Origin of the sequence: uncultured Sphingomonas sp., from assembly GCF_913062585.1 — a bacterium.
Classification (GTDB): domain Bacteria; phylum Pseudomonadota; class Alphaproteobacteria; order Sphingomonadales; family Sphingomonadaceae; genus Sphingomonas.
Window position 1 is genome coordinate 1 of record NZ_CAJXWX010000018.1, and the last position, 24,944, is coordinate 24,944.

The 24,944-nt window shown below is 66.6% G+C and carries 19 protein-coding genes and 1 pseudogene; 4 read left to right on the plus strand and 16 right to left on the minus strand.

Annotated elements, in window-relative coordinates; genetic code table 11:
* From QZ546_RS12350 to QZ546_RS12375, 6 genes and pseudogenes are all read right to left on the minus strand, one after another.
* Positions 1 to 116, minus strand: a pseudogene (locus tag QZ546_RS12350) (electron transfer flavoprotein subunit beta/FixA family protein); the annotation flags it as partial.
* 14 nt (positions 117 to 130) lie between these two features.
* On the minus strand, positions 131 to 1,444 hold the full coding sequence (locus QZ546_RS12355; RefSeq protein ID WP_294237898.1) for an OmpP1/FadL family transporter: 1,314 nt from the start codon (positions 1,442 to 1,444) through the stop codon (positions 131 to 133).
* 33 nt (positions 1,445 to 1,477) lie between these two features.
* Positions 1,478 to 1,891: a DUF2147 domain-containing protein gene (locus tag QZ546_RS12360; RefSeq protein ID WP_294237901.1), complete on the minus strand. Its 414-nt coding sequence runs from the start codon at positions 1,889 to 1,891 to the stop codon at positions 1,478 to 1,480.
* Positions 1,892 to 2,053: 162 nt separating this feature from the next.
* The gene (locus QZ546_RS12365; protein WP_294237904.1) at positions 2,054 to 3,850 is read right to left on the minus strand and encodes an acyl-CoA dehydrogenase C-terminal domain-containing protein; all 1,797 of its coding nucleotides are present in this window, start codon (positions 3,848 to 3,850) and stop codon (positions 2,054 to 2,056) included.
* Between the two features lie 18 nt (positions 3,851 to 3,868).
* The gene (locus QZ546_RS12370) at positions 3,869 to 6,196 is read right to left on the minus strand and encodes a 3-hydroxyacyl-CoA dehydrogenase/enoyl-CoA hydratase family protein (protein WP_294238085.1); all 2,328 of its coding nucleotides are present in this window, start codon (positions 6,194 to 6,196) and stop codon (positions 3,869 to 3,871) included.
* Positions 6,196 to 7,332 carry a thiolase family protein gene (locus QZ546_RS12375; RefSeq protein WP_294237908.1) on the minus strand — a complete coding sequence of 379 codons (1,137 nt, stop codon included), beginning with the start codon at positions 7,330 to 7,332 and terminating at the stop codon, positions 6,196 to 6,198. The genes QZ546_RS12370 and QZ546_RS12375 overlap by 1 nt, the downstream gene beginning before the upstream one ends.
* A 227-nt stretch (positions 7,333 to 7,559) precedes the next feature.
* Here QZ546_RS12375 and QZ546_RS12380 point away from each other — a divergent pair, with 227 nt between their 5' ends.
* Complete coding sequence (locus QZ546_RS12380) at positions 7,560 to 9,176, plus strand: long-chain fatty acid--CoA ligase (RefSeq protein ID WP_294238088.1); 1,617 nt, start codon at positions 7,560 to 7,562, stop codon at positions 9,174 to 9,176.
* Between the two features lie 3 nt (positions 9,177 to 9,179).
* Positions 9,180 to 9,569, plus strand: coding sequence for a MerR family DNA-binding transcriptional regulator (locus tag QZ546_RS12385; protein ID WP_294237911.1), 390 nt, complete (start codon positions 9,180 to 9,182; stop codon positions 9,567 to 9,569).
* A 141-nt stretch (positions 9,570 to 9,710) separates the two neighbouring features.
* Here QZ546_RS12385 and QZ546_RS12390 read toward each other — a convergent pair whose 3' ends face one another.
* The 3 genes from QZ546_RS12390 to QZ546_RS12400 are packed head-to-tail and all read right to left on the minus strand — an operon-like array spanning position 9,711 to position 13,962.
* Positions 9,711 to 11,171, minus strand: a complete 1,461-nt coding sequence (locus QZ546_RS12390; protein ID WP_294238091.1) for an efflux transporter outer membrane subunit — start codon at positions 11,169 to 11,171, stop codon at positions 9,711 to 9,713.
* Between the two features lie 8 nt (positions 11,172 to 11,179).
* Positions 11,180 to 12,739, minus strand: a complete 1,560-nt coding sequence (locus QZ546_RS12395; RefSeq protein ID WP_294238094.1) for an MDR family MFS transporter — start codon at positions 12,737 to 12,739, stop codon at positions 11,180 to 11,182.
* A gap of 26 nt (positions 12,740 to 12,765) precedes the next feature.
* Positions 12,766 to 13,962 (minus strand): HlyD family secretion protein, encoded by a 1,197-nt coding sequence (locus tag QZ546_RS12400; RefSeq protein ID WP_294237913.1) that lies wholly within the window; start codon positions 13,960 to 13,962, stop codon positions 12,766 to 12,768.
* A 96-nt stretch (positions 13,963 to 14,058) separates the two neighbouring features.
* On the opposite strand from QZ546_RS12400, the gene QZ546_RS12405 reads away from it, so the two are divergent.
* On the plus strand, positions 14,059 to 14,493 hold the full coding sequence (locus QZ546_RS12405; protein WP_294237916.1) for a MarR family winged helix-turn-helix transcriptional regulator: 435 nt from the start codon (positions 14,059 to 14,061) through the stop codon (positions 14,491 to 14,493).
* Between the two features lie 53 nt (positions 14,494 to 14,546).
* Here QZ546_RS12405 and QZ546_RS12410 read toward each other — a convergent pair whose 3' ends face one another.
* From QZ546_RS12410 to QZ546_RS12420, 3 genes are all read right to left on the minus strand, one after another.
* Positions 14,547 to 15,014, minus strand: coding sequence for a response regulator (locus QZ546_RS12410; RefSeq protein WP_294237919.1), 468 nt, complete (start codon positions 15,012 to 15,014; stop codon positions 14,547 to 14,549).
* On the minus strand, positions 14,974 to 16,146 hold the full coding sequence (locus QZ546_RS12415) for a histidine kinase dimerization/phosphoacceptor domain -containing protein (RefSeq protein WP_294237921.1): 1,173 nt from the start codon (positions 16,144 to 16,146) through the stop codon (positions 14,974 to 14,976). The genes QZ546_RS12410 and QZ546_RS12415 overlap by 41 nt, the downstream gene beginning before the upstream one ends.
* Before the next feature lie 100 nt (positions 16,147 to 16,246).
* Complete coding sequence (locus QZ546_RS12420) at positions 16,247 to 18,211, minus strand: CocE/NonD family hydrolase (RefSeq protein ID WP_294237926.1); 1,965 nt, start codon at positions 18,209 to 18,211, stop codon at positions 16,247 to 16,249.
* Between the two features lie 233 nt (positions 18,212 to 18,444).
* On the opposite strand from QZ546_RS12420, the gene QZ546_RS12425 reads away from it, so the two are divergent.
* Positions 18,445 to 19,152 carry a FadR/GntR family transcriptional regulator gene (locus QZ546_RS12425; protein WP_294237928.1) on the plus strand — a complete coding sequence of 236 codons (708 nt, stop codon included), beginning with the start codon at positions 18,445 to 18,447 and terminating at the stop codon, positions 19,150 to 19,152.
* Positions 19,153 to 19,170: 18 nt separating this feature from the next.
* Here QZ546_RS12425 and QZ546_RS12430 read toward each other — a convergent pair whose 3' ends face one another.
* The 4 genes from QZ546_RS12430 to QZ546_RS12445 form a co-directional block, all read right to left on the minus strand.
* The gene (locus QZ546_RS12430; protein WP_294237930.1) at positions 19,171 to 21,021 is read right to left on the minus strand and encodes an FUSC family protein; all 1,851 of its coding nucleotides are present in this window, start codon (positions 21,019 to 21,021) and stop codon (positions 19,171 to 19,173) included.
* Positions 21,022 to 21,099: 78 nt separating this feature from the next.
* Positions 21,100 to 21,435: a hypothetical protein gene (locus QZ546_RS12435; protein ID WP_294237932.1), complete on the minus strand. Its 336-nt coding sequence runs from the start codon at positions 21,433 to 21,435 to the stop codon at positions 21,100 to 21,102.
* Positions 21,432 to 22,295: a DUF4349 domain-containing protein gene (locus QZ546_RS12440; protein WP_294237936.1), complete on the minus strand. Its 864-nt coding sequence runs from the start codon at positions 22,293 to 22,295 to the stop codon at positions 21,432 to 21,434. Before QZ546_RS12440 ends, QZ546_RS12435 begins: the two co-directional genes overlap by 4 nt.
* Before the next feature lie 352 nt (positions 22,296 to 22,647).
* A complete protein-coding gene (locus tag QZ546_RS12445) occupies positions 22,648 to 24,888 on the minus strand; it encodes an alpha-galactosidase (protein ID WP_294237938.1) in 2,241 nt (746 codons plus the stop codon).
* Positions 24,889 to 24,944 lie beyond the last annotated feature (56 nt).

Genomic DNA, 24,944 nt, shown 5'->3' on the forward strand with positions numbered 1-24,944 from the left:
TCGAACGGGTTCATCGACATCTTCACGTTCGCCAGATCGACGCCCGTCCCGTCCGCCTTCACCCGCGGCTTCACATTATAATCCAACACCCGCTTCACGGGCACGACGATCTTCATAACCACTCTCTCAATCAGAAGCTGAAGCGGCCGCCGATCGACGCCACGAATGCACGCGCATTCTGCACCTGGCCGTTGGTCAGGATCGGCGTCTGCACCGCGGTCCCCGCATAGGCGGCGGTGCGGCGGTCGATGCTGGCATTGGCGAAGTCGATATAGCTGCCCGCCGCATCCAGCGTGAAGCGCGGCGTCACCTTGTACGAGCCACCGATCGAGTAGTTCCAGCGATTGGCATCGGGAACACGCGCATCGCGATTGCCGTCCTGCGTCGGCGTGATGCCGCGCTGCACGCCCGCACGCACCGTCAGCCGGTCATTGGCCGCATAGTCGAAACCGCCGGCCAGCGACCAGCTGTTGCGGTAATTTTCGGGGATCGCGGTGTTGATCGGCGCGCCCAGCCGGATCGCGTCGAAATCCGCCCAGGTGAAGCGCACCACCTGCGCGTTCAGCGTCAGCTTGTCGGTGGTGCGGAAACGACCCGCGACGATGATCTGTGCCGGCGTGTAGAATTCCGCCGTCGCCCCGTCGATCGTCCGGTTCTGCCCGGCCAGCGGCCCGACCAGCCCGCCGACCTCCAACGTGCCCTTCAGCTTGTGCTTGATATTCGACTTATAGCTGATGCCGACGGTCGCCCAGTCATTGTGCAGCTGGACACCGGCGGTCCAGCCCAGATCCCAGCCATCGCCCTTCAGCCGCTGATAACCATCGGGCAGCGCCGAGGAGAGATTGGGCAGCGCATTGCCGAGTTCGGCCTTGGTATATTCCACGTTCAGCCCGCCGCCGACACGCAGCCAGTCGAGCACCGCGATACCGACCGAGGGCTGGATGTCGATGGTGCGCAGCTCGGTCTTCAGCGCGCTGTACCGCGCCCAGCTGCTCCCGCCATATTCGGTCGTGAAGCTGTAGGGCGAGGTGACGGCCAGGCCGACCGCGACCCGGTCGCCAAGTGGAATGGCGACCGCACCCGACGGCACGACGCCGCGATTGATCGGGTCGCTCGACACACGGTCCCCGCCGACCGGCTGGAAGGTCGTCTGGCCCGGGCGGCGGATCAGCGTGCCGTTGTCGACGACATCACCCTTCGGAATGATCGCCGAGGCGCCCAGCACCGCTTCGCCCCGCTCCATCCCCGCGATCGACGCCGGGTTCCACCAAAGCGAGGAAGCCCCGGTATCGGCGCCTTCACCCGAAAAGGCGCGGCCCTGACCACGGGTCGACTGTTCCTGAAGATAGAAAGCCTGGCCATAAGCCGCGCCCGCAAAGGCGAAGGAGGACGAGACGATGGCGGTGGCCAGCAGCGGCGCCTTGAAGGACTTTTTCATGAGCATACTCCCCAGGATTTTTTGTAATTGGCAAAAGGATCAGCGGATACGGGTCCAGGTCTGCGTCTTGCAGAGCGGCACGAAGACACAGCCGCGCACCTTCAGCGTGTCCGCCCCTTCGGGGGTCAGCTTGGCGCTATAGGTCTTGCCATCCTCGGCATTATAGATGGTGCCGCCGCTCCATGCCGCGCCATCCTGCGCAAAGCCCTGCAGGATCAGCAGGTTCTTGATCGGGCGGTTGCGCAGCTTGGGATCGCGGTTGTTCCCGTCGGTCAGGTTCGGATTGGCGCGCAACCCCTCGGACGACAGGATGCGGCCACAGACCGACGTGCCGCACTTCTGGATCTCGACCACACCGCCGCGCGTCTGGGTCTGCCAGCGACCGACGACCGAGTCCGCATTCGGACCGGCACCGGCGCCTGCAAGCGCTATCGTCATCAGGGTCAACAACATGCCTCAACTCCTCTCCATGCCCGCTGTCCGGGCCGAGACGCCGGTTGTGCCCGGTCGCCCCTGAATTTCCCTATACGTCCGTCACATGACGCATAGGATAACAATCCATCATGCCTACGATGCCGGTGACACGCAATCAAGCGCAACCGGCATCGCCATATATCAAAACGCTTCCAGCTCCAGCGCCATGGTCGAGCGCTTGCCCGACTTGATCGCCAGGAACGCCGCCGTCGCCTGTGGCAGGATGCGGTCGAAGAAGAACCCGGCGGTGGCGAGCTTGGCCTTGTAGAAGCTCGCCTCGTCGGTGCCCTCGGCCAGACGCTCGGTCGCGATCCGTGCCGACTTCAGGAAGCAATGCCCGATGCCCACCAGGCCCAGCAGGCGGAGGTAATCGGTCGCAGCAGCGCCCGCTTCCTCGGGGTCCTTCATGCCCTTTTGTGCGATCATGCCGGTGCTGAGCTGCAGCGCGCCGAAGGCCTGCTGCATCCCCGCCGCCCAGCCGGTGATGGCCTTATCATCGTGCTTTACCAGCGCCTCGACCTGCTCCGACACCGCGTGGAAGAAGGGGCGCATATAGCGGCCCATATGCGCGGGCATCTTGCGCCCGACGAGATCGAGCGCCTGGACGCCGTTGGTGCCCTCATAGATTTGCGCGATACGGGCGTCGCGGACGAACTGCTCGATGCCGTGATCGCGGATATAGCCGTGCCCACCATGGACTTGCACCGCCATGTTCGCCGCGTCGAAGGCGAGATCGGTGAACAGCGCCTTCACGACCGGGGTCATCAGCGCGACGAAGTCCGACGCGCGCGACTTGTCCGCCGGGTCCACCGCATTCGCTTCCGCATCCAGCCCCCGCGCCGCCCATTGCCCCAGCGCACGACACCCTTCCGCATAGGCGCGCATGGTCATCAGCATCCGACGCACGTCCGGGTGGACGATGACCGGATCGGCGGGCAGGTCGGGACACGCCGCTCCGCCCAGCGCGCGGCCCTGCAAGCGATCCTTCGCATAGGCCACGGCCGACTGGTACGCGACCTCATTGATGCCCAGGCCCTGAATGCCGACCGAGACGCGCTCGGTGTTCATCATGGTGAACATCGCGGCCAGGCCCTTGTTCAGCTCTCCCACGACCCAGCCCTTGGAATCGTTGAACTCCAGCTGGCAGGTGGCCGAGGCCTTCAGGCCCATCTTATGCTCGATCGCCGCCACGCTGACGCCGTTCGCGGGGCCGACCGAACCGTCATCCTTGGGCAGATATTTCGGCACCAGGAACAGGCTGATCCCCTTCACCCCCTTGGGCGCATCGGGCGTGCGCGCGAGAACGAGGTGAATGACATTGTCGGTCAGGTCATGGTCGCCCGCCGAGATGAAGATCTTGCCGCCGGTGAGGAGGTACGAACCATCCTCCTGCGGCTCGGCACGGGTGCGCAGCAGGCCGAGATCGGTACCGCAATGCGCCTCGGTCAGGCACATCGTCCCGGACCATTCGCCCGAAATCATCCTGGGCAGATAGAATTGCTTCAGGTCTTCCGAGCCATGGCCCATCAGCGCGGTGGTCGCGCCGTGGGTCAGGCCGGGATAGAGGCTGAACGACAAATTGGTCGCGCAGATCATCTCCTCGACCAGCTTGTTCACCGCCTCGGGCAGCCCCTGCCCGCCATATTCGACCGGCGAGGCGAGCGCGGCCCAGCCGCCCTCGCAGAACTGGCGATAGGCGTCCTTGAACCCGGCGGGCGTACGGACGACGCCATTCTCCAGCTTGCACCCTTCGATGTCGCCGGTGGCATTGAGCGGCAGCAGGACGTCCTGCGTGACACGTGCGGCCTCTTCGAGGATCGCGTCGTAGAGTTCGGGCCCGAATTCCTCCTGCCCCGCGACGGGGCCGAACTCGTCCTCCTTGAACAGCTCGTGGAGGACGAAACGCATGTCGCGCAGCGGCGCGTTATAGACTTGCATGGGATTATCCTCTCCCGATCAATTGCGCAGCGGCTTGCCGGTTTCGAGCATATGCTCGACCCGCGCCTGGGTCCGCGCATCCTTGACGCTTTCCATGAAGGCGGCGCGTTCCAGCTTCAACAGCTGATCCTCGCTCACCTCGTCGATGATGTCGGCTTCGCCACCGGTGACGATGTTCGCCAGACGGCCCGCGACCACCACGTCGTATGGCGTCGCGACGCCCTTCTTGGCGAAGTCGGCGACCGCGCCGTTGAAGGCGACGCGTCCGGCCGCGCCCGGCAGGCGGAAGACGGGCTTTTCAGGCGCCTGATAACCCTCGACCAGCGACAGCGCCTTCTGCTTGGCATCGGCCAGCAGACGGTCGCGGTTCATGGTGATGCCATCGTCCTTGCGGAGATAGCCCAGGTCCTTGGCCAGAGCCGCCGAACGCGACACCTGCGCGGTCGAGATGGTCTCGAACGCCTTCATCACGGCAGGCATCGGCCCCTTGGGCATCTTGGGCGACTTGGCGAGACGGTCGATCAGCTCGCCATTGCCACCCCAGCCGGGGACCAGACCGACGCCGGTCTCGACCAGCCCGATATAGCTCTCCGCATGGGCCTGGATCGCATCGGCGTGGAGCAGGATCTCGCACCCGCCGCCTAGCGCCATGCCGGCCGGAGCCGCGACCACCGGGAAAGGTGCGTATTTCAGCGCCTTGTACGCCTGCTGCCCCGCGACGACCAGCTTGTCGACCTCACCCCAGGCCGCGATATTCACCGCGAACATGGCGAGGCCGAGATTGGCCCCAGCCGAGAAGTTGCTGCCCTCATTATAGATGACCAGCGCCTTATACTGGCTCTTCACCAGCGCGATGGTCTTTTGCAGGAGTGACAGCACCTGCTCGTCGAGCGCGTTCATCTTGCCGGTGAACTCGAACGCGACGACGCCGTCGCCGACATCCCAGGCCGCCGCCGAGCCGTTCTTGAGAAGCGGCTCAGAGCGCAGCTTGATGTCCTCGAGCAGCAGCACGCCCTCGGCGCGGACGACATCTTCATAGTCGCCGCCCAGCGTCAGATATTGCCGCTTGCCATCGACCACACGGTAGAAGGGACGGTCGCCCGCCGTCTCCAGCAGCGCCGGGACCGGCTTGCCCTCGGCGCGCAGCCGCTCGGCCAGCTTGCCCGGGCCCATGCGGTCGATCAGCTCGAACGGGCCGAACTTCCAGTTATAGCCCAGCTTCATCGCGTCATCGATCGCGACCACGTCGTCCGCCGCTTCGCCGACCAGCCCGGCGGCATAGGACAGGACCGGTCCCAGGATCGCCCAGGCATAATCGCCGACCTTGCCTGGCGTCGCGACCAGCGCGGCCAGATCCTTTTCGGCCCGGCCCGGCAGACGTTCCGGCTTCTTCTCCGCGCGATACTCGCCGGTCTTCAGGTCGATCGCCTGCTTGGCCTTGCTGCCGTCGGGCTTGCGGTCGAGGCGGTAGAAGCCGCCCTTGCCCTTGCGGCCAGTAAAGCCCTCCGCAATCATCTTGTCGACCAGCGGCAGCGGACGGATGGTGTCGAAATAGGCGTCGCCTTCCGGCAGGGTCGAGGACAGCGACTTGGCGAGCAGCGGCATCAGGTCGATGCCGACCAAGTCGAGCAGCCCGAAAATGCCGGTCTTGGGCACGCCCATCGGACGACCGCCGATCTGGTCCGCTTCCTCGACGGTCAGCCCCTGGTCGAGCGCGGCGTTGAGCGCGATCGCCAGCCAATAGGTGCCGATGCGGTTGGCGATGAAGCCCGGCGTATCCTTGGCGCGGACGATCCGCTTGCCCATGCGGTGATCGACGAACTGCTCGACCTTGGCCGCGACACCGGCATCGGTGTGCTCGGAGGTGACGATCTCGATCAGCCGCATATAGCGCGGCGGATTGAAGAAATGGGTGATGAGGAAGTCGCGCCTGAACTGCTCCGACCGCCCCTCGACCAGATGACCGAGCGGGATGGTCGAGGTGTTGGACGACACCGCCGTGCCGGGGCGCTTCATCGTCTCCAGCTTGGCATAGAGCGATTGCTTGATGTCCAGCCGCTCGACCACCGCCTCCACGATCCAGTCGCACTCGGCGACCTTGTCGAGATGATCCTCGATATTGCCCGTTTCCACCAGCTTGGCGGCGGCAGGCGACATGAAGGGTGCGGGCTCGGTCTTGAGCATCTTTGCAACCGCGCCCTTGGCGACGGCGTCACGGTCGCTGCCATCCCTGGGCACGATGTCGAGCAGCAGGACGGGCACACCGGCATTGGCGACCTGCGCCGCGATGCCCGCGCCCATCACGCCTGCGCCAATCACGCAAACCTTATTGATCGTGTCAGCCATCATGCACGCTCCAGAACAGTCGCGATGCCCTGCCCGCCGCCGATGCACTGGGTGGCGAGCGCGTACTGGCCGCCGTCGCGCGCCAGCAGCGCCGCCGCCTTGCCGACGATACGCGCCCCGGTCGCGCCCAGCGGATGGCCGATCGCGATCGCGCCGCCGTCCTTGTTGATCGTGTCTTCCTTCAGGCCCAGATCGCGGATGCAGGCGATCGCCTGGCTGGCAAAGGCTTCGTTGATCTCGACCACGTCGAGGTCGCTCGACGCGATACCCGCCCGCGACAGTGCCTTCTTGGACGAGGCGATCGGACCCAGGCCCATCGTCTCGGGCTCGCAGCCCGAAATGGCGACCGACTTGATACGGGCGAGGATGGTCAGGCCATGCTTCTTGGCGAACTCTTCCGACGTGACCAGCACGGCGGCGGCGCCATCGGTCAGCGGCGAGGCGGTGCCCGCCGTCACCGTGCCGTCCTTGTCGAAGGCAGGCTTCAGGCCGGACAGCACCTCTTCGGTCGTGTCGGGACGGATCAGGCCGTCCTCGGTCACATCGCCCGCCTTGGTGTGGATCGGCACGATCTCATCGGCCAGACGCCCGGCCGAACGCGCCTCGGCAGCCTTTTTCTGGCTGACGACCGCGAACTTCTCCTGCTCGGCGCGGGTGATCTGGTACTTCTGCGCGACATTCTCGGCAGTCTGGCCCATGCCCATATAGGCGCCCGGTCGGGCGGCGGCGAGTTCGGGATTGGGGAGAGGATTGTAGCCCCCCATCGGCACGCGGCTCATCGACTCGATACCGGCGCAGATGAACGCCTCGCCCGCGCCGATCTGGATCTGGCCCATGGCGATGTGGATGGCCGACATGGACGACCCGCAAAAACGGTTCACCGTCATGCCGCCGACAGACAGCGGCAGGTCCGCCAGCAGCCCGATCAGCCGCGCGACGTTCATGCCCTGCTCGCCCTCGGGGAAGGCGCAGCCCAGGATGATGTCCTCGATCTCCGAGGCATCGACGCCGGTCCGTTCGATCAGGCCGCGAATCACCTGCGCGGTCAGGTCATCGGGACGAACCCGTGCGAGCGCGCCCTTGCCAGCCTGGGTGAAGGGAGAGCGGGCATAGCCTGCGATCACGATGTTGGTCATCCAATCCTCTCTTTATGGGCTTGCGGCCTAACGTTAAGGTGCGTTACCTACCCTATACGTCAACACAATAAGCAACTCGACCGCAATCGACAACCGGGTATGGTCGAAAAAAGATACAGGAGAGTGACGCGATGACGGCAGAAGCCATCGGAGGAGCCACTATAGCCGGGGTACCGGGCCAGGCGACGGGACGCCCGCTGGTCTTCGAGCCGCGATTGCTGACCGACATGTTCGAGACCACGGTACGGCGCCATGGTGCCCGCCCCGCCATCGACTTCATGGGCCGAATCACGCGCTATGACGATCTGGGCGCCATGGTCGACAAGGCCGCCGCCGGACTACAGGCATTGGGGGTGAAGCCCGGCACCCGCGTCGCGCTCTGCCTGCCCAACATCATCTATTACCCGGTCCTGTTCTTCGCCACGCTCAAGGCCGGGGGCATCGTCGTCAACGTCAACCCGCTCTATGTCGATCGCGAACTGTGCCACCTGCTGGAGGATTCGGGCGCGGAGATCATCGCGACCTGCGACATCCCCGACATCTATGCGCGCGTCAGCAAGGCCGCCGAAAAGCTGTCAGTGCGCCACGTCATTTCCTGCCCCGTTGCCGATGCGCTGCCCGTCGTGAAGAGCTTTGCCTATCGCCTGTTCAAGCGCGCGATGATCGCCGCGCCCGGCCCCTCGCCCCGGCACCTGACCTTCGCCCAGCTGACGAAGCGCGGGGGCACGCCGACCCCGGTATCGGCCAAGCCCGATGATGTGGCCGTGCTGCAATATACCGGCGGCACCACCGGGAGCCCCAAGGCGGCGATGCTCTCCCATGCCAATCTGATCGCCAATGCCGATGCGATGGTCATCCATACCGGCGGCGAGGCGATGGTCGGCGAGGAGCGCATACTGGGCGTCCTGCCCCTCTTCCACGTCTTTGCGCTGACGACCGTGCTCAGCTTCGCGATCCGGGTCGGGGCCGAGATGATCCTGCTCCCCCGGTTCGAGCTGGACCAGGTGCTCAAGACCATCGCGCGCAGCCAGCCGACCTATTTCCCCGCCGTCCCGACCATCTACAACGCGATCGCGGGCGTGGCCGAGGCGCGCAAGGTCGACCTGTCGGCGATCAAGGCGTGCATCTCCGGCGGCGCGCCCTTGCCCGCCGAAGTGCGCGTGGCGTTCGAAAACACGACCGGCGGCAAGCTGGTCGAGGGCTATGGCCTGTCGGAAGCATCGCCGATCATCACCTGCAATCCGATCATCGGCGAGAATAAGGGCGGGTCCGCAGGCCTGCCCTTCCCAGGCACGATCATCGAGATCCGCGACCGCGACAACCCCGACCGGCTGATGCCGCCGGGCGAGGTCGGCGAAATCTGCGCACGCGGGCCCCAGGTTATGTCCGGCTATTGGAATAAGCCGACCGAAACCGAACAGGTCTTCATCCATGGCGCGCTACGCACCGGCGATGTCGGCTATCTGGACGAGGACGGCTATCTGTTCATCGTCGACCGGATCAAGGACGTCATCCTGTGCGGCGGCTACAATGTCTATCCGCGCATGATCGAAGAGGCGCTGTACGAGCATCCGGCGGTCGCCGAGGCGGTCGTGATCGGCATTCCCGACGCCTATCGCGGCCAGTCGCCCAAGGCCTTCGTCAAGCTCGCGCCCGACCATCAGGCGACGCCGGAGGAACTCCGTGCCTTTTTACAGGACAAGGTCAGCAAGATCGAGCTTCCCCGCGAAGTCGAAATCCGCGAAAGCCTGCCCAAGACCTTGATCGGCAAATTGTCGAAAAAGGAGCTTGTCGAGGAAGAATTGGCGAAGGCGGCGGCGATGGCCTCGCCCGTGGGGGAATAGACGGTGGGCGAAAATGAGGAACTTCGCGGCATCCAGGATGTCGCGAACAGCCTGGGCGTGACGACGCGCACGCTGCGCTTCTATGAGGATCGCGGGCTGATCGAGCCGCGCCGGGTGGGCACCGCCCGCGTTTATTCCAAGCGGGAGACGGGGCGGATGCAGCTGATCCTGCGCGGCAAGCGGCTGGGCTTTTCGCTGCGCGAGATCGAGGAGTTCCTTCGGCTGTACGACGCGGATCCGCAACATGTCGAACAAATGCGCGTCCTGGCCGAACGCTGCCGCGAGCGGGTGGACGAACTCCGCCAGCAGATGACCGCGCTGGTCCAGACGGTCGAGGAGCTGGAGACGATCGAACGCGAAGCGCGCGAGCGGATCGCGAAGGCGGGCGTTTAACGCCTATTCCTCCCCAAGCTGTGCTTGGGGAGGGGGACCGCGCCCGCAGGGCGTGGTGGAGGGGCTTGGCCGGTTCGTCAAAAACCCCTCCACCATCGCTGGCGCGATGGTCCCCCTCCCCGAGCAAAGCTCAGGGAGGATTTAGGAAGAAGGGCGCCAGCCCAGGCCGAGCGCCTTTTGCAGCGCCACATAGTCATTGGTCAGCCCGGCGACCGCCTGCGACAGCGACTGTTCCGCGGCCACCCGCTGGCGCTCCGCATCCAGCGTGTCGATCAGGGTCGCCGCGCCTGCGCGATACCGCTGCTGCATCAACACCGCCGAGCGGTCCGCCGACGCCTTTGCCCTGGCCAGCGTTGCCACCGTATTGCGCCGCGCCCGGAAGCGCGACAGCGCATCCTCGGCATCGCGCAGCGCCGAGAGGACCGCGCCGCGATACCGCGCCTCCGCCTCGTCGCGCGCGCCCTCGGCCTGGCCGACGCGCGCATTGGCGCGGCCGAAGTTCAGCACATTCCACTGCAGCATCGGCGCGCCCAGCGTCACCAGATTGTCGAGATCGGTCAGCGCGTCGAGCGAGGTCCCGCCGATGCCGATGATCCCCATCAGGTTGAGCCGAGGGAACTTCGCCGCCTCCGCCACACCGATCTTCGCGGTCTGTGCCGCCAGGTTGCGCTCGGCGGCGCGGATGTCGGGGCGGCGCTGGAGCAGCGCGGTCGGATCGCCGACCGCCACCTGCGCCGGGGGCAGCGGCACCGGCGCCGCCGGGGTCAGCCGCTGGTCGAGCGTTCCGGGTGCCTCGCCGATCAGGATGGCCAGCGCATTGAGATAGGTCTCGACCGACGACGATAGCGGCAGGATCTGCGCATCGGTGCTCTCCACCTGGTTGCGCAACCGCTCGACCTCCAGCTGCGACGCGGTGCCGTTATTAAACCGCTGGAGCGTCAGGTTCAGCGTGTCCCGCTGCATCTTCGACGCCTGGCGCGCCAGGATCAGCCGCTGCTGCGCATCGCGAAGCCCGATATAGGCCTGGGCGACGTCGGCGCTGAGCGAGACCTGCGCATCGGCGACATTGGCCTCCGCCGCCTCGGCGCTGGCGCGGGCGGCCTCGACCGTGCGGCGGCGACCGCCGAACAGGTCGATCTCCCAGCTGGCGTCGAAGCCCAGGTTAAAGAAGTCGACATTCGTCCCTGCGCCCGACCCGCCGGATCCGCCACCATTGGCGCCGCCCTGTTCTTCGCCGCCGCCCAGGTTCAGCGCGGGCAGATCGGCATGGAGATAGGTCGCGCTGGCATTGGCGTTGGGCGCCTGGTTGGCGCGCTCCAGCCGCAGCGACGCGCGCGCCTGCTTCAACCGGGCCTGTGCCACCGCGACGTTGGGATTGGACGCCAGCGCCTGCTCTTCCAGCCAGCTCAGCATGGGATCGTTGAGCGTCGTCCACCAGTCGGCGACCGCAGGCGCGGTCGTCGCCAGCGTGGTGTCGGCGCGCACGAACCCGGCGGGCGGGGTCGCGGCCGAGCCGATGGCCTTGGGCGGTCCGGCATAGTTGGGGCCGACGGTGCAGGCCCCCAGCAGGAGGAGCGGGATGAGGGAAAGCTGCTTGCGCATCATGGTTCTCAATGCATCGCCACCGGGCCGCCCTTGGGCAGCGGGCGGAGGAACAGGACAAGCGGCATCACCATGATGATGCCGACGCACAGGATGAAGAACAGGTCGTTATAGGTCATGACCAGCGCCTGCTGCCGGATCGTGTTGCCGATCATGCGCAGCGCGGCGTCACTGTTGCCGAATTGCTGGGTCAGCGCGTCGATCCAGCCCTGGGTCGAACCCGAATTGGCCGACAGCGATTCCTCCAGACGACGTTCGTGCAGGAAGCTGCGCTGATCCTGCACGGTGGCGATACCCGCCAGCGCGAAGGAGCCGCCCAGGTTGCGCGCTGCGCTGAACAGCCCGGCCGCATCGCCCGCCTGCGACGGCGGCACAGAGGAGATGGCGGCCTGGTTCAGGAACAACATGCCCAAAATCGTGCCGACGCCGCGCAGCAGCTGCGAATCCGTGAACGAACTGCCGGTCGAATCCGCAGTCAGCACCGTGTCGATCCCCGCACTCAGCGCCATGATCCCCAGGCCCAGACCCACCGCGATACGGATGTCGACCCTTTTGATGAGGATCGGCGTGAACGGCATCATGATCAGGCTGGGGATACCGCTGAGCAGCACGACCTTGCCCGACTGGAACGCGTTATAGCCCGCGATCGAGGCCAGGAACTGCGGGATCACATAGGAGGTGCCATAGAGCACCATGCCCAGCACGATCCCCATGATGACCACGCTGCCGAACTGACGATCGAGCAGCAACTTCAGGCGGATGACCGGCTTGGACGCGACGAACTGTCCCGCGAACAACAGGCCGAAGCCGACGATCGACAGGACGGTCAGTTCGATGATCTCCCGCGATTCGAACCATTGCTCGCGCTGCCCCTCTTCCAGCACCACGGTCAGGCCGCCCAGCCCCAGCGCCAGCCCGGCAATGCCCAGCCAGTCGGCCTTGGCCAGCTCCGACAGATGCGCCTTCTGGTGTGGCAGACCGACGAGCAGGAGCGTGACGAGCACCGCGCCGACCGGAATGTTCAGGAAAAAGGCATAGTGCCAGCTGACATTCTCGGTCAGCCAGCCGCCGATCAGCGGCCCCATGACGGGGCCCAGAATGGCGGTGACGCCAAAGAACGCCGTGCCGATCGGCTGCTGCTCGCGCGGCAATCGGGTGGCGATGATGGTCAGCGCGGTCGGGATCAACGCGCCGCCGGTAATGCCCTGGCCTGCGCGCCCGATGATCATCATCGTCAGGTTGGTCGACAGACCGCATACGACCGAAAAGCCGGTGAACAGGATCGAGGCGATCAGCAGGAAGGTACGCAGGCCCAGCAGCCGCTCCAGCCAGGCGGACAGCGGGATGATGATGATCTCGGCGACCAGATAGGAGGTCGCGATCCACGTCCCCTCCGTCCCGCTCGCGCCGATCTCGCCCTGGATGGTCGGCAGCGCGGAATTGACGATCGAGATGTCGAGCGTCGCCATCAGCGCGCCGATGCTGCCCGCCGCGACGGCGAGCCAGGCGGTAAGGTCGGCCCTGGCCGGCGCGCCGCCCGCCGGGGCGGCGGCCGAACCGGCCTTCATGCCCTTGGACGGGGCGGCGGCCGCGCTCACCGGCCCTGCGCCCCCTGCCGCGCGTCGTTATGCTGCTCCTGCTGCTCGGCGATCCGCTTCAGCGCGCCCTTGGCGGACCGGGTGTCGACGATCACCTCGACCGACATGCCCGGCACCATCAGCGCACGGGTCTGCGCATCGGCGTCGACCGCGATACGGACGGGCACGCGCTGCACGATCTTGGTGAAATTGCCGGTCGCATTCTGCGGCGGCAGCAGCGAGAATTGCGCACCGGTGCCCGGCGCCACGCTCTCGACATGGCCATGGATTTCGACGCCCGGCAGTGCATCGACCTCGATCTTCACCGGCTGGCCCGGACGCATCAGGCCCAGCTGCGTCTCCTTGAAGTTCGCGTTTATATAGAGCTGGTTGACCGGCACGATCGACATGGTCCGGGTACCGGCCTGCAGGAACTGGCCGACGCGCACCGTCTTGTTGCCGACTCGGCCCGCGATCGAGGCGCGGATCAGGGTCGAGTTCAGATTGACGTCCGCGGCCTCCAGTTGCGCCTTCGCGGCCTGACCCTGCGAACGCGCCTGCTGGACCTGCGCCTCGAGCGTGCCGATACGGCGACGCGACGCGGACAACGCGGCATTGGCCGCCGCGACCTTGGCATTGGCCTGACGCGCCTGGTTCTGAAGCTGGGACAGGCGCTCGCGGCTCTCCGCCCCCGTCGCGGCGAGCGGGGTGTAGCGGGCGACCTCGGCCTGGGCGAAGACGGCGTCGCTCTGCGCGGCGCGAAGATCGGCCTCGGAGCGGTCGATCGCGGCCTGCTGTTCCTTGATCTGCGCCTGCACGCCCTCGACATTGGCGCGCGCCACACCGATCTGCGCCTGGATCTGCGCGGTCTGCGCACGATAGTCGCGGATGTCGATCTGCAGCAGCGGCTGGCCCGCCTGGACATTCTGGTTTTCGCCGACGAACACCTTGTCGACATAGCCTGACACCTTGGGCGCTACCGTCACTGCATCGGCCTGGATGAAGGCGTCGTTGGTCGACTGCATATATTGACCGACGCTGTTGTAGTTCGCGTACCAGAACACGCCGACGATGATGGCGACGGCGGCGACGACCAGCAGGATGATGCGGATACGCCGCTTCTTGCCGGGCGATACGGGGGTGGTGTTCTCCGACTCGGCCGTCTCGTTCTCGGCCGCGCCCTGCCCCTCATTCACTTGGTTTGCGTCGGCCATCCCGGCCTCCCTGTCGATGGAATCAATAGAACTGGATGGTGCATTTGCTCGCACTTGCACAATAAGGCAAGACCATTTATTGAGCTACCTCATATTATGTCCGATCATGAAACCCTGGCGGTCCGCTACAGCCGTATCTATCTGCGCTTCCACCGGCTGCTCGATCGACAGATGGCGGCGCAGGGCGCGTCGCTGGCGCGCACGAAGATGCTCCACTTCATCGCCAACAACGCGCCGGTCCGCGCCGCCGATGTCGCCGACTGGTTCGACCTCGCCCCCCGCACGGTGACGCAGGCGATCGACACGATGGAGCGTGATGGGCTGGTGGTGCGGGTGCCGGATCCCGTCGACCGGCGGGCCAAACGGCTGGACATCACCGAACATGGCCGACAGGTCCTGCAACAGACCGAACCGCTTCGCCGCGCGTTGATCGGCCAGGCCTTCGGACTGTTGAGTGACGAGGAAATTGCGCAATTCGCGCGCATTCTGGACAAGATGGAACAGGCGATCGACAATACGCCGGAGGCTTGAATGCCCTGTGTGTCGCCGCCAGCGTGCCATGGCTTACCCCTGAGTTTCGGTGCCTATCGCCCTTCGCCGTAAAGCTTCAGGGCGGCGGGTGGATCGCTCGGCAATTCGCCCCGCGCGACACGCAGCGCCGCCCGAACGGCGGCCCCCAGGCTGCCGGCCCGGAACGGCTTGGCGATGCAGCCGATAACCAGCGGATGGCCGCCGCGCTCGGGGCAATTTCCGCTGAGGAAAACACATGGGATGCCACGCTCGGCGAGCAGCTGCGCGGCGGTCAGGCCGCTATCGCCTTCGGCCAGCTTGACGTCGCACAGGGCCAGGTCGGGCCGCTCGGTTTCTGCCAGCGTAATCGCCGCCGCGACCGTGTCCGCGATACCGATCACGCGGTGCCCGTGAAGGGTCAGGGCGTCCTCGACCAGCATGGCGACCAGCGCTTCGTCCTCGATGATCAGCAGGTTCAGCGGATCGTCCGCGCTGAAATCGTCACTGGCGCGGCTGGCGATGCCCGTGTTCGCCACCGTCATGCGGCATGACCAAGATCAGGCACCCATCATCCTCGCTCGCCATGGTCGCACGCAGCTGGTGGCAAAGCCGTGCGACCAGCCGATCTCGTTCGACCAGATCCGCGATCCGCCCCCATCCAGCCGCGTCAAACGAGATACGCAGTATTTCGTTCCCCGCCTCTTCGCCGCCCGACTCTTCGGTAACAGTCAGGGCGATGTCGGGCACGCCTTCGGCCCGCGCCATCATTGCGTCGAGCAGCAGCGCGGCCGCCACAGCCCGTTCGATCGGCAGCGCGATCTGCCGGTCCGCGACGATCCGCGCCTCCGGCCCGTCGGCGCGCAGCTGCGCGATCACGTCGCCGAACAACGCCGACAGGTCGACCAGCCCCGGATCGGCGGTCGCGTAAAGCGGGCGATGGGCGCTGGCGAGCACCTGCAACCGCTCTGTCGCGCGGAGCAACGCCCGGCGCGTGTCGGGGTCGGCCGCCTGCCGTGCTTCGTGCGAAACCAGGCCGATCGCCACCTGAAGCGCGTTGCGGACCCGGTGGTTCAATTCCGCCAGCAATCGCGCTTGGGCCTCCAGCCCGTGGCGCATCGCCTCCTCGATCCGCAAGCGATGCTGGGCCAGCGAGGCATAATGGCAAAGCAGCGAAAGCAGCCGCCGCTCCTCCTCGGCAAAGGGCCGCGCGGCGCGGCGGCCGAACCCCAGCGTGCCGAGCAGGTCGTCACCATGCAGCATCGGCATACACAGATAGACCTCGATGCCCAGCGACCGGACGAAGCCGGTCCGGGCCTCGCCGCTCTGCTGGATACCGGTCAGATGCAGTGCACGCCGCTCGCACATCGCCTGTCCACAGGCCGATCCCTCGATCTTCAGCAGGGCCGCCGCCTGGCGCTCCTCACCGGTCAGGCCGCCCGAAGCCGCCAGTCGTGTCGCATCGCCGTCGCGCCGGAAGTGGAAAAAGACATCGAGGTCCAGTTCGTCGCGGATCAGCGCGAACAGCGATTCGAGCATTACGGCGGGATCGTCCGCCATCATCAACCGCTCGGTCGCCGCCGTGACCAGGGCCAGATGGCGCCAGGGATCGGCGGCGATCATATCGCCGGTCGGCGACCGGACGGGGCTCGGGGACGAAATGGGCGGCACCTTCACCGAATACCCCTACCGATCCGTCCATCCAAGGGGGCCCCGCCCGCGATGCGGCGAACCGCACATGATGCTGGGCGGGAGCCCCCTCACCTCGTCCGGTGGATCAGCGCGCGATCACCGCCGACTGGTCGAGCGGCACCACCGGCAACCATACCCGGCTGGCATTCGCGCCGCCGCGCTCCAGCGTGATCGTCGCCTTCTTGTAATCGCCGGGCTTGGCGGTGAAGATATTGGGGACGAAGGTCTGCGGGTTGCGGTCGTACAGCGGGAACAGGCTCGATTGGACCTGGACCATGATCCGGTGCCCCGGCTGGAACACATGGTTCACGGCGGGCAGGCGGAACTTATACTCCTGCACCTTGCCCGCCGGGATCGCGGTCGGGTTGGAGAAGCTGTTACGATAGCGACCGCGGAAGATGTCGAGGCTGATCGGCAGTTCATAGCCGCCCATCTTCGGATCCACCGCATTTTCAGGCGGCAGCACGTCGATGATCTTCACCACGAAATCGCCATCGGTGCCGGTCGTCCGCGCGAACAGATCGGCAAACGGCACGCCGGACACGCGCACCGCCTTGGTCAGGACCGGCGTCGTATAGGTCACGACGTCGCTGCGACCGTCCACATGGCGCTGATCGCTGACCAGCCAGTCGCCCCAGCGGCCATCGTCGAAACTGACCGGCCGCGACAGATGCGGCACCGGATTGGCGGGGTCGGAGACATAGGCATCCTGTCCCGCCCCCGGCTTGTCGAAGCTCAAACCCTTGCCGTCCGCCAGATAGAGCGGGGTCAGTGGCGTCGTACAGCCGCTCTGGCAAGCGAGCGGCCACTGGGTCAGCTTGTCCCAGTGATTCTCACCCGTGTTGTAGATGGCGGCGCTGGGCAGGTTGGCGGCGGGGCCGTCCTTCAGATACTGGTTGAACAGCGGCAGGACCATGTCTTCGCGGAACTGCTTGGCGGTGTCGCCATTCCACTGGAACGGGCCCAGGCTGGTGCCGGTCCGGTTGATCTGGCTGTGCCGCCACGGGCCCATCACCAGGAAGTTGTTGCCGAGCTTCCCCTTGGCCTTCAGCGCTTCCCAGCTATGGATGGCGCCGTACATGTCCTCCTGGTCCCACAGTCCCTGTTCCCAGAGGGTCGGCACGTTGGAGGGGTTCGCCGCCAGCAGCTTGTCGAGCGCCTGGCCCTGCCAGTAGAAATCATAGGACGGATGCTGGACGATACGCTGCCAGAAAGGCAGCTGGTCGTAACCCGACTTCTTCGCCCAGTCATTGGCCGAGCCGTAGCGGAAATTCTCGTAATCGTCGTATCCGCCGCTCGACGGGGCCTTGCCTTCGCCCTTGTAGCCGGTCTGCGCGCCGATCCAGCCGATATTGGCGAGGCGGAACGCGCCGTAATGGAACCAGTCGTCGCCCATCCAGCCGTCGATCATCGGGCTTTCGGGTGCGGCGACCTTCAGCGCGGGATGCGGGTTGAGCAGCGCCATGACGACCGTAAAGCCCTCATAGGACGAACCGATCATGCCGACCCGGCCGTTCGACTGGGGCAGGTTCGCCTTGTTCACCAGCCAGTCGATCGTGTCATAGGCATCGGTCGTGTGATCGACCTTCGTCGCATTGAGCGGGCCGATCACCGGGCGCGTGACGACATAGTCGCCCTCGGAGCCATATTTGCCGCGAATGTCCTGATAGACGCGGATATAGCCCGCCTTGACGAACTCCTCGTCGGCCAGCGGTAGCGCCTCGATCATCTTGGTGCTGTCCGACCGCTTGGCGCGGCCCGCCGCATTATAGGGGGTGCGGGTCAGCACGATGGGTGCGTTCACCGCATCCTTGGGGATGACGATGACGGTGTAGAGCTTCACCCCGTCGCGCATCGGGATCATCACCTCGCGCTTGATATAGTCGCGCTCGGCGACGTTGGTCGGCGGCGTGAAGTGGGGCGGGATGTCGCTGACCGTGGAGTCGGTGACGATCCGGACCGGCGCGGTCGGCGGGCTGGATTGCTGGGCGGCGGCGGGGCTCAGGATGGCGAGCGTGCTCGCGGCCAACAAAAGGTTACGCAACGTCATGACAGATCCCCCTCATGGATCGGTTGATGCCCCATCGTGCCGCGCCGCGCGGCGCAGGGCAACCGGTGGATGCCACCAATGATACATGGTATCATTCAGCAGGCAAGGCTATGCCCCTTGATCCCGTGCTTTTCTTTCTGCCGGACGGTCCATAGAAAGAAAGGTCTGACAACACGGCCATCTGACAGCATGGACGGGGCAATGCCCCGCCGAACCGGGGAGGAACCATCCGAGTGACGACAGTGAAGCGACGCGGACCCGCACACAGCGCGCTGGCGCGGGATATCGGTGTCGCCATCGTGACCGGCCGGATTCCCACCGGCTCCACCCTGCCCGGCGAGGTCGAGATCGCCGAACAGCGCGGCATGTCGCGCTCGGTCGTGCGCGAGGCGCTGCGCATGTTGTCGGCCAAGGGGCTGGTGGTCAGCAAGCCCAAGGCCGGGACGCGGGTGCGCGAGCGGCTGGAGTGGAACCTGCTCGACCCCGAACTGCTCGCCTGGATGTTCGAGGGCGAGCCGCCCGCCGGTTTCGTCACCAGCCTGTTCCAGCTCCGTCTGATCGTCGAGCCCGCCGCCGCCGAACTGGCCGCCGTGAAGCGCGACACCCGCCAGCTGTCGCGCATGGGCGCCGCGCTGGAGGCGATGGGCGAGCATGGCCTGCACACCGAACAGGGCCGTGCGGCCGACCAGCTGTTCCACAACATCATCCTGGAGGCGACGGGCAACGAGCTGCTGATCAGCCTGTCGGGCAGCATCGGCGCGGCGGTTCGCTGGACGACGCTCTACAAGCATCGCAGCGCCAAGCTGCCCCGCGATTCCATGCCCGAGCATCGCCACCTGTTCGCCGCCATCGCGGATTCGGACGCGGCGGCCGCCCGCGCGGCGACGATCGTGTTGGTCGAGCAGGCCCGCGAGGATACCGAGCGCGCGCTGGCGCGCTGATCGGCTGGCGCTCAGGCATCACTCCTCCGGCCGGGTGCTCATCCTTGCATGCCACGCCATGGCGGCGCGCCCGGCCAGGTTGCGCATGTCCTGCAACGCCGCCAGATCGGCCTCGCGCCGGATCAGCCGGTGCAGCCAGCCGCTCAGATCATGCGCGGCGATCTCCGCCTCGACGCTGGCACGCCCCGCGGCCCGACGCGCGGCCTCGATCGCCGCGATGGGACGATCGCTCTCCACCGCCTCGCCATAACGGCGATGGGCGTCGATCCCGGCCTCGATCCGCCGGGGCAGCGGCGGACCGAAATCGGGGCGAAAGGCAAAGACCGCCAGCAGTGCGGCCACGCTGCCCACCACATTGTCGACAACCCGCGCAGAGGCGATGCCGACGCCGGGATGGAGCATGTCCGTCACCAAGACGAAGAGCATCGTCAGGAACATCACGAAAATGGTGTAGTTGACCGAGCGCAGCGCCATGGTGATCGCGGTCAGCACCACCGCCGCCAGCGCGGGCACGACCGGCCCGCCGCCCAGCAGCGGCAGCGTCATGGCCAGGACACCGCCCAAAAGGCTCCCCAATATCCGCTCCAGGCACCGCGACCATGTCACCCGGACATCGCCCTGCAGCACGACGATCACCGCCATTGCCGCCCAATAGGGATAACCCAGCCCGAAGGTCGCGGCGGCATAATAGACCATGATGAGCCCCCCGGCCTGGCGCAGCCCCTGCCGGACCATCGCCGCCCGCCGGCCGGTTTCGGCCTCCGCCTCGCTTGCCGGCGCGGTCGGATGCGCCTCCGTTTCGGCATCGCCTTCGGTCAGCAGGGCGAACGCGTCTCCGAACGCCGCCGCACAGCCCCGGAACACGGGATCCGTCATGTCGGCCTGTATGCGCCGCATCGTCGTGCGAGCCTCTGCCAACATCGCCTCGGCCCGGTGCCGGCGACGCAGGTCCGCGCACCACAGCGCCACGGCACGGTGGCACGCCTCGGCGAGCGCGACCCGCTCCTCGACACGACCCCAGCGATCTATACAGGCCTGGTCCAGGGCCAGCAGCGCCCCGAATATCGTCTCCGCCGCCGCCAGCTCGCGCCGCGCCAGCGCCGCCGGGCCCGGTTCGCCCTCGAAGCGGACCAGCACATCGCGGAACCGCTCGATCGCCAGCCGCACCGCGCGCCGATGCTCGGCATGGTCGCTGCGCCACTGCGCGTCCCGGTGGGGACGCTCGCGTAGCCCGGCCAGATCATCAGCCATGTCCAGCAATCGCGCCCCCACCGCCCGGGTCGCGCGGCGCAGCGGATCGGCGGCGTCGATCCGCCAGAGCAGGTTGATGAGGACATAGCTCCAGGCCCCCCCGGCGAAGAACGCCGTCGCCAGCCGGGCCGCGGCGGCAAGGTCATGCGGAAAGCCGACCGCGACGACCGCCACCACGCCGCACAGCGTGCCGACCAGGCCGCCGAACGGCAGCCGCGCCGCCGCCATCGTCGCCAGGAAGACGAGGAGCGGGCCGACAATCATCGCCGCATGAGGCGCGATCGACGCCGCCCAGGATCCGGCCAGTGCGACCGCCATACCCCCGACTACGAACAGCCCGAGCAGACGTCGCCGCAACCGGTCCGGCCCCGGCACATCGCACAGACAGGTCCAGAAGGCGGCATAGACCGCCCATCCCCACTCGCTTCGCCCCGTCCCGATCGCCAGGGCCAACGGCAGGGCGACCGCCACCGCCCCGCGATATCCCTCGGCGCGGTTCAGATGCTCCGGCGCCAGGTTGAACGACCGCAGCTCCAGCCGTCGTCCCAGCATTCGCAGGGCACGGGTCACGCCATGTGCCATGCCCCGCCGCCCTTCGCCCCCGGCCCGTGTCGTCACGCGAATCTCCACCGTTCCGCACCGATACGCCGTGTAGCAGCGATGGGGAGAGACTGGCCCATCGGAAGCGCGCCCGGCCTATCGTTCGTCTTCGCCGCTTTTCCGGCCCGGCCCGAACTCGGTGCGCAGACCGAAACCACCGCCCCTTTGAAAGCCGAACGTGACGCCCGGCGCGATCTGTAGGCGAAGCGGGCGCGACAGGAGATTGTCGGCCGGGGGCGGCGCAGGCTCCGGGCCTAGGCGGAAGGACGACTGGTCCTTGCGTCCACAGACCACTACCTCGCCAGTGCCAGTATCGGCGGGACAGGAATGCCGGGTCAGCAGCACCGGACCGACCGGGCCGGCGGACGCCACGGCCCCCGCCGGTCCAGCTGCGGGCGGCGGCGCGGCCGCGACCTGGGCCGCGACGATCATTCGCCCGGTGATGCCACGCGCCGCCATCGCGGCAGGCGCCAGCCGCGCTTGCGGAAAATCCGGCGTAGCAGCAGGAGCAGCGGTACGCCGACGACCAGCCAGGGCAGCCCCGCCACGATCGCCGTCACCAGCGTGGCGATGCTGTGGCTGAGCGTATCCCCCGCCGAACGCAGGCTGGTACCGATCGCCGAGGACGATGCGAGGCCCTCGTCATAGATATAGTCGATCGTCACCGAGGACATGGCGACGCGCTGCGCCAGGCTGGCCCGTTCCTGACGCGCGGCGTCCAGTTCCTCCTGGGTGGTCGCATAGGCGCGCTCGGCCTGGACCAGTTCGCCGACATTGCCCTTGCCCGACCGGATGATGGCCAGCAACCGCTCGGCCAGTGCCTGTTTCGCGCGGACCTTGGCATCGGCGTCGATCACCTGCCGCGTGACGTCCTCGGCGGTCGACTGGCGCTCGGACAATCGTGCGTCGCCCTTGCTCGCCAAGGCGTCCAGCCGCCGGTTCACATCCGGGGCGATCCGCGCATCGACCAGCAGCACCGCATGGTCGGCGGAGAAACGCTCATTCGGACCGGGCGTGTGCAGGCTCGACCGAACCACCATGCACTTCGCACTGCCCAACTGGCGGCATAGCGCCAGTTGCTCGCCCTGGACCTCGGCGACGTTGGGCCGATCAAAGGCGTAGGACACGGTATAGCTATAGGCGATCTGCGGCTTGCTCGCCGAAGGTCCGGGCGATTCCGCCGGTGGCTCGGCTACGTCGAACGTGCTTAGCTTTTCGGCCGTCTTTTGGACCGTCGCCTGCCCGCACCCGGCCAGCAGCAGTGCTGCCAGTCCTATCGTCTTCCTGACCATCGACCCCACTCCCCTTGCGCGACGATGGTCGTCCGCCAAGTGGATGTTCGTCAAGTGTGGAGCGTCTCGGCTTTGACGACCTTCAGGGCTGTGCTTCCTTCCCTCTCCCCTGGACAGGGGAGAGGGTTAGCGGAGCTTGCCAGCTTTGCTGGCTAGCGCAGCTTGGGTGAGGGGTTGAGCGAGCCGGAAGGCTCGCACCCTCGCACCAGCGAGCGCACACCCCTGACCCAGCTCCGACTAAGCCTTTGCTTTCGCAAAGACCAAGTCTGCGCAACCCTCTCCCCTCAAAGAGGGGCGAGGGAAGAAAAGCATCCCTCAACGTCGATGTGGCCGAGCTTCATCCCCGCACCACTCAGTCCGCCACCTCGAAGACGAACGCCGTTCCAACATAATCGCCCTTCAGCGGCGCGCGCAAACCCCGGTTCATCCAATAGGCACCCGACGCCCTCGCCGGCACGCCCGCCGGTCGGGCCGAGCCATCAAGCATCCGCACGGCGTACATCCGCGCCGGGTCCAGCCCCCGCGCATGGATCGCCGCCGGATTGTCGCGCCACATCGACGAATGCAGCATCTGGAACAGCACCGCCTGGCGCTTGTCCTGCCCGACATACATGGTGGCCGAAGTCGCATTGTCGCCGGTCGGCGACTCCAGGCGGTAGAGCGCGCCGCGCTGCACCGTCTCGCGGATGGTCTTGTACGCCGCCACCCATTTGCGCGCGGTGGCGAAGTCCGCCTCCGCCCATTTGTCCAGATTGGCCCCGATGCCCAGCCCGCCCTGCATCGACGACAGGAACCGATAGTCAAGGCTGGTCACGCGCGTATTCGCCCAGTTCGGGCTGTCGGTGACCCAGGCCATCATGACCGCCACCGGATAGGCGCGGGTGAAGCCGTCCTGGATGGTCAGCCGGTCGGCCGGGTCGGTATTGTCCGACGGCCAAACCTCGTCGGTCAGCCCGATGATCCCCAGGTCGACGCGCCCGCCGCCGCCCGAACAGGCCTCGATCTCCAGCTTGGGGTGCCGCCGCCGCAGTTCGGAGAGGATGAAATACAGGTTGCGGACATAATCGACATAGACACGCTGCTGATCGGCCACCGGCTGTTCGGGCCAGCCGGCCTCCGTCCAGTTACGGTTATAATCCCATTTCAGAAACGCGATGTCATTCTCGCTGACCAGCTTGTCGAGCACGGCCAGCAGGTGATCGCGGACGTCGGTGCGCGCCAGGTTGAGGACGAGCTGGTTGCGCCCCTCGGTCCGCGGGCGGCCGGGGAAGTTCAGCACCCAGTCGGGATGCGCGCGGTACAGGTCGCTGTCGACATTGACCATCTCGGGCTCGACCCACAGGCCGAAATCCATGCCTAGCCCCTTCACCCGGTCGATCAGGGGTTTCAGGCCATTGGGGAATTTGGTCGGATTGACCGTCCAGTCGCCCAGCCCCGCCTTGTCGCTGTTGCGCGCGCCGAACCAGCCGTCATCGACCACGAAGCGCTCGACCCCGATCTTCGCCGCCTTCTCAGCCAGCGCCATCTGCCCCGCCTCGGTCACGTCGAAGGCGGTCGCCTCCCAGCTGTTGTAAAGGACCGGACGCAACCGCGCCTTGGTACCGTGCGGAAGGATGTGCGCGACCTCGAATTCATGGAATGTCCGCGACGCGCCGCCCAGCCCCGCGCCCGAATAGCCCGCATAGAAGACCGGCGTGTCCAGCGTCTCGCCCGGCTTCAGCGTCCAGGAAAAGTCGTAAGGGTTGTAACCGCCCGCGATCCGCACCCGGCCCAGATTGTCCGACGCCACGCTGATCCGGAACGATCCCGACCAGGCGAGCGCGCCATACCAGACGGGGCCATGCTCCTCGCTGGTCAGTCCTTCGCGGCCGATGGCAAACCAGGGATTGTTGCCATGGCCGGTCGAGCCGCGACGGCTCTCCAGCACGGTCTCGGCCGCTTCGACCGGCACGACCTTCTGCGTCCATTCGGCTGCGTGACGGCCGGTCAGATAATGGAGGCGGTAATCGTCACCGACCGGCAGCGAATAAACCGCCGCCGCCAGCTGATCGACCCGCACCGGCTTGGCGTCGCCGTTGCGGACCTTCGCCGATCGCGCGACGATGCCGGTCACAGGGTCGATCGTGTAGGTCAGCGTGACGAATAGCGGGCGGCGGATATCGGCCAGCTCGATGGTCAGCGTCTCGCCGCTCGCGCGGTGGCTGCGATATTTCAGGACAAGGTCGCGATTGCCGTCGGCGAACAGCGCCTTGACGCCGGGCTCGCTCACCAGTCCTTCGCCCTGCCCCGGAAACTCCTGAAGCGTGACCGAGCCGGCGGGGTCGAAGCCCGACAATTCGCCCGGCGCCTTCAACACGATCGGGTCGCCCGTCTTGACCGGATCGCCCGAGATCAGCGGATCGCCATCGGCCAGCGCGGCACCCCAGTAGAGCGGCTGGAGATACCCCTTCTCATCCACCCCCATGGCATAGGTCACGCCGCCGCCATCCAGGCGGAACACCTTGGCGTCCGTGGGTGCCGTCACCTTCGCCGCAATCGGAGTGGCGAGCGCGGCCATGGCCACCCCTGCCAGAATCGCATTCCGCCAGCGCATCAAACTCTCCTGCAAACCTTTGCATTAAGTCTGACATAGTGCGCTGGCGGAACGCA